The organism is Roseiarcus sp. (genome assembly GCF_052145395.1).
Lineage (GTDB): Bacteria > Pseudomonadota > Alphaproteobacteria > Rhizobiales > Beijerinckiaceae > Roseiarcus.
This window is the reverse complement of sequence record NZ_JBKQOT010000091.1, coordinates 1-4,595: the sequence shown is the minus strand read 5'-3', so window position 1 is coordinate 4,595 and position 4,595 is coordinate 1. Positions and strand designations below refer to the sequence as shown.

The window sequence follows — 4,595 nt, the reverse complement described above, 5'->3', positions numbered from 1 at the left end:
CCATCGTCGCATGCTGCGCAACGCTGACGCGCAAGGAATGCGAGAATTTCTTCCTACACTGCGGATATGGAGTCGCGTAACAGGGAACCGCTCTAGGCGCGGCCCGCCGCGCCCGATCGCCAGATTGCGACGCTCGCCGCCATGGGGGCGCCCGCATTCGCTGGGGATGACAACGTTGGCGGTTATGACAAACTCTGCAAGCGCGCCGTTCGGCGCGGCGGGCGCCGGGGTCGGGCGCTCCGGCGAACGGCGGCCCCCAGGTTTGATTTGGGTCCTGCGCCGCATCCGCGCCGACCGGCTGAATTGCGTCTGCCGCCTCAGCGGTCTCGCCTCGCCCATCCCACCCTCGCCCTCCGTCCCCGGGCGGCCGGATTGTCCGATGAGGAAGAACATAGCACATAGTGCCTATTTTCGAAATAATTTGCCGCCGAGCCCGATCCCGGAGACTCATCCGTTCGCCGTCAACTTGGCGGGTCGAGAGACGTATGGAGGTCGGAGGGGATCACAATCCACTTCGGCAAGTCCTTCCGCTCTTTCAGGTACTGAAGCACGACCGGGTAGATGTACTTGCCGACTGCAGAACGCAATTCGACCGACGCATTGGACTCGCCGCTGGCGAGCGCCGTCTTCATTGCAGGCACGTAGTCGACCGAAATCGTCAATACGTCCTTGCCGGGTTTCAATCCCGCTTCTTTCATCGCCTGAATTGCGCCGAGCTGCATGTTGTCGTTATGGGAGAAGCACGCGCAGATGTTGTTGAGACCGTCGGTATCTTTGATGATCTCTTCCATCGCCTTCTTTCCGCTCTCGGTGTTGAAGTCGCCGATCTCAGACCGAACAACCTTCATGTTCGGGAAATTCGCGATGACGGTCTCGAACCCCTTCTTGCGCTCGATGGCTGGCGCCGAACCCGGGGTTCCTTGCAATTCGACGATATTGCAGTTGCCGCGGCTCGCCGCCGCCAGCCAGGCGCCGGCGATTCGGCCTTCCAGATTGAAGTCGGCGGCGATGCGCGTCACGTAGAGCGACTTGTCCGCCACATCGACGTCGCGGTCCGCGAGAAAGACCGGAATGGCGGCCTTGTGGGCTTCCTGCAACACGGCGTCCCACCCCGTGACGACGACGGGCGCGATAATGATCGCATCGACCTTCGCGGCAATGAAGGCGCGCACGGCCTTCAGTTGCTCTTCGGGGTTTCCATGCGCATCGTTGAACTTCAGGTCGATGCCTTCCTTCTTCGCCTCCTCCTGCATGTCCTTGGAGAAGGCCGGACGCCAGTCGCCCTCGTCGCCGACCTGGGAGAACCCGATCGTGACGGCGAAGGCCGAGGCGGCGCTCAGAACCAACGCCGAGGCGATCGCGGCCGCCGCCAACCGCTTGATTAGGGTCATGCTGTCGTACTCCTCGACAATTGTCGCACCCGCGGTTTCGTTCGACGCTCGGGCATGCGTCGGCCGTGGATTCCCGCGCGCAATGATCGCCGTCGTCGACTAAGGAATCATTCCGTCCGGGGCCGAGTCCGCGTGCGGCGCCGCCATGAGGTCGTCTCCGACCGATCGCGCGGGCCGCGTCGCTCCCGCCAAGGCGTTCTCGATCGCGGGTCGGGCGACTGGCCGATTCCGGTTCCAAGTTTGGTGCTGCAAGGACCAGAATCGCAGAAAGACTTGCGCGTTGCGGATGCCGGCGCAAAGGGCGCCCGCTCGTTCTAAAGCTCGTGATTACGTTACGTAATGCATTGCTGACAATATATTCCGGGTCGACAGGCGGTCGTTTACAAAAGAAAAAGTCTCTTGGCAAAAAAATTTTCAGAATTTGTCAACACTGACCATTACTATCGGGTGCAAACATGAATCGAGGCCTTGTTAGGCTCCTTATACGTTTGATTAGCATTGTTTGGCAGACGTCCGCAGGCTTTGGCGCGCCCAATGGAACCCGAAGATCCACGACCTCGTCGATTCGCGATCGACGAGGTCCAACCTCATATCGACGCCAATCCGGTGAAATTCGATCGCCGATTTCGCCTGGCGTTCGCTGTCGGCGCCATTGCCCTCGTCGCAATCAACGCCGCGGTTGGGCTGATCGTCCTCGAACAGCAACGTCAGATGCGCGACGTCGCGATGGGGATTTACGATCACGCGTTCCTCCCCGCGGCCTCGATCAATCGCGCCAACGTCGAGTTCCAACACTTCGTCGACAAGCGGACTTCGACCAAAGGCGCGACGCAGATCGAAGCCGCCAATCAGACGCTCGACGCCGTCGTCGAAGCGCTCGACGTCGCCGCCCGGCATGCGGACGACTCCGAGTCCGATGGGATGCGGCGCGATGCGCGCGCCTCGGTGCTCGCATTCGAAGGCCGTTTCGAGGACGGCGGCCCAACGATCAGGGCGCGTTTGCGCGAGACCCAGGCGCTCCTGGCCAGCCTCGCCGCTAAGGCGGTCGAGAAAGGCCGACAGGCGCGCGACCGCATCGAAACGACGTCCGCCGGGAGTCAGGTCCTGCTGGCAGGGTCGATCGTGGGGGCGGTGTTGCTCGGCGTCGTGACGTTGATGGTTCTGCGACGCTCCGTCGCGGTCAGCACGATCTCGCAGATTTCCCGGATGGCCAACTACGATTCGCTCACTGGGCTGCCCAATCGCGGTCTGTTTCAGCGCCGCCTGACCGAGAGTCTCGACGGCGCCCGCGGCGGCGACGGCCGCATTGCGCTGCTGAGCCTGGATCTCGATCGCTTCAAGAACGTCAACGACACGTTCGGCCACCACATGGGCGACCTGGTCCTGATGGAGGCCGCCCAACGCATTCGCGACATGGCGAGATGCGAGGACACCGTGGCGCGCCTCGGCGGCGACGAGTTTGTCGTTCTCTTGAAGAACGTCCGCCAGCCCACGGTCGCGGCCGTCGTCGCCGAACGCATCGTTGCGTCTCTTTGCGCCCCTTACGAATTTTCCGGCCAGCGCATTCTGATTGGCGCCAGCGTCGGTATCGCCCTGGCGCCCGAGCATGGCAGGAACGCCGAAGAGCTGCTGCGCAACTCGGATCTGGCGCTCTACCTCGCCAAGACCGAGGGCAAAGGTCAGTATCGCTTCTTCGCCGCCGACCTGAACGACAGCTTCCAGCGTCGGCGCCTGATGGAATTGGATCTGCGCGAGGCGATCGAGACCGGCAATGTCGACGTCTTCTATCAGCCGGTGATCGAAGTCGGGTCGGGGAAGATCATCGCCTGCGAGGCGCTCGCGCGCTGGAATCGGCGTGGCCACGGCTTGGTCTTGCCCTGCGAGTTCATTCCGCTCGCGGAGGAAACGGGCCTGATCTTCGCGCTTGGCGAAGTGGTGCTGCGCAAGGCCTGTCGGGCTGTACTCGGATGGCCGCCAGACATTGACGTCGCCGTCAACCTGTCGGCGCGCCAGTTTCAAGGAGGCGATCTCGTCGCTTTGATCGCGAAGTGTCTCGACGATTCAGGCTTGCCGGCCAATCGGCTCGAACTCGAAATCACCGAATCGACGCTCATCAGCGACAAGGCTCGGGCGCTGAAGACCTTGGCGGCGCTGCGGCAGTTGGGCGTGCGCATCCTGCTCGACGATTTCGGCACCGGGTATTCGTCGCTCTCCTATTTGTCGAGCTTTCCTTTTGACAGGATCAAAATCGATCGGTCGTTCGTCACCAATGTCGAATCGCGTCCCGACGCCGCGGCGATCATCCAAGCGGTCATAGGCATCGCGGCGACCCTGGGCATGTCCACGATCGCCGAGGGCGTCGAGACCTCGCAGGAGTTCGAATGGCTCAAAGGTCATGGCTGCGACCAGGCGCAGGGCTATCTCATGAGCAAGCCTTTGCCGTTCGACGAGATCGAGAGGCTTCTGCGGCCACGACTGGCGGCGGAACCGAAAGCGGGGAAAGACCTGGTCGCCTGATCGACGCTGCCGCGTACGGCAGTCGTCTCAGCCATGAGCCGCCATAGCCCGTCGAAGGACGGGCGTCTTTCAACGCCCCATAGCCCGTCGAAAGACGGGCGTCTTTCAACGCCCCATAGCCCGTCGAGAGACGGGCGTCTTTCAACGCCCTATGGCAGGGCGAAGAGCTTCATTTCTCCGGCGCGGGAATGAACTCGCCGCGGTCGTCGGGCGGCAGGTCGAAGCGGCCGTGGCCCCAGTCGGCCTTGCGCCATTCGGCCTTCGCCGCCGCGATCCGCTCCTGACTGGAGGCGACGAAATTCCACCAGATGTATCGGGGCCCAAGCGCCGCGCCGCCGAGCATGAGGAGCCGCGCGCCGTGGTCGCCGCCCATGACGGCGATCCGGTCGCCGGGCCGGAACACCATCATCCGCCCGGCCTCGAAGGTCTGGCCGGCGACGGCGATCGAGCCTTCGACGACATAGAGGCCGCGGTCCTCGTGATCGTCGGGCAGCGGCGCCCGCGCGCCGGGCTCGAGCGCGACGTCGGCGTAAAACGTGTCGGTGAATACCCTTGCTGGCGCGGTCGCGCCAAAGGCCCGGCCGAGGATGAGGCGCAGGCTGACGCCGCCGTCCACGAGTTCGGGCAGGTCGTGGCGGGCGTGGTGGGCGAAACTCGGCGGGTCGTCCTCGTTCGCCTCCGGCAGGG

At 63.5% G+C, this 4,595-nt stretch carries 3 protein-coding genes; 1 reads left to right on the top strand and 2 read right to left on the bottom strand.

The window, feature by feature from the left end; translation table 11 throughout:
- Positions 1–461 precede the first annotated feature (461 nt).
- On the bottom strand, positions 462–1,391 hold the full coding sequence (locus tag ACLP25_RS03070; RefSeq protein ID WP_442467761.1) for an ABC transporter substrate-binding protein: 930 nt from the start codon (positions 1,389–1,391) through the stop codon (positions 462–464).
- A gap of 534 nt (positions 1,392–1,925) precedes the next feature.
- Here ACLP25_RS03070 and ACLP25_RS03065 point away from each other — a divergent pair.
- Positions 1,926–3,908 carry a putative bifunctional diguanylate cyclase/phosphodiesterase gene (locus tag ACLP25_RS03065; RefSeq protein ID WP_442467760.1) on the top strand — a complete coding sequence of 661 codons (1,983 nt, stop codon included), beginning with the start codon at positions 1,926–1,928 and terminating at the stop codon, positions 3,906–3,908.
- A gap of 169 nt (positions 3,909–4,077) precedes the next feature.
- Here ACLP25_RS03065 and ACLP25_RS03060 read toward each other — a convergent pair.
- On the bottom strand, positions 4,078–4,595 hold a 518-nt coding region (locus ACLP25_RS03060; protein WP_442467759.1), incomplete at its 5' end, for a pirin family protein.

Excerpts from the sequence above, each read along its gene's own strand:
- ACLP25_RS03070 (WP_442467761.1), bottom strand. The coding sequence starts at position 1,391 with ATGACCCTAATCAAGCGGTTGGCGGCGGCCGCGATCGCCTCGGCGTTG.
- ACLP25_RS03065 (WP_442467760.1), top strand. The coding sequence starts at position 1,926 with ATGGAACCCGAAGATCCACGACCTCGTCGATTCGCGATCGACGAGGTC.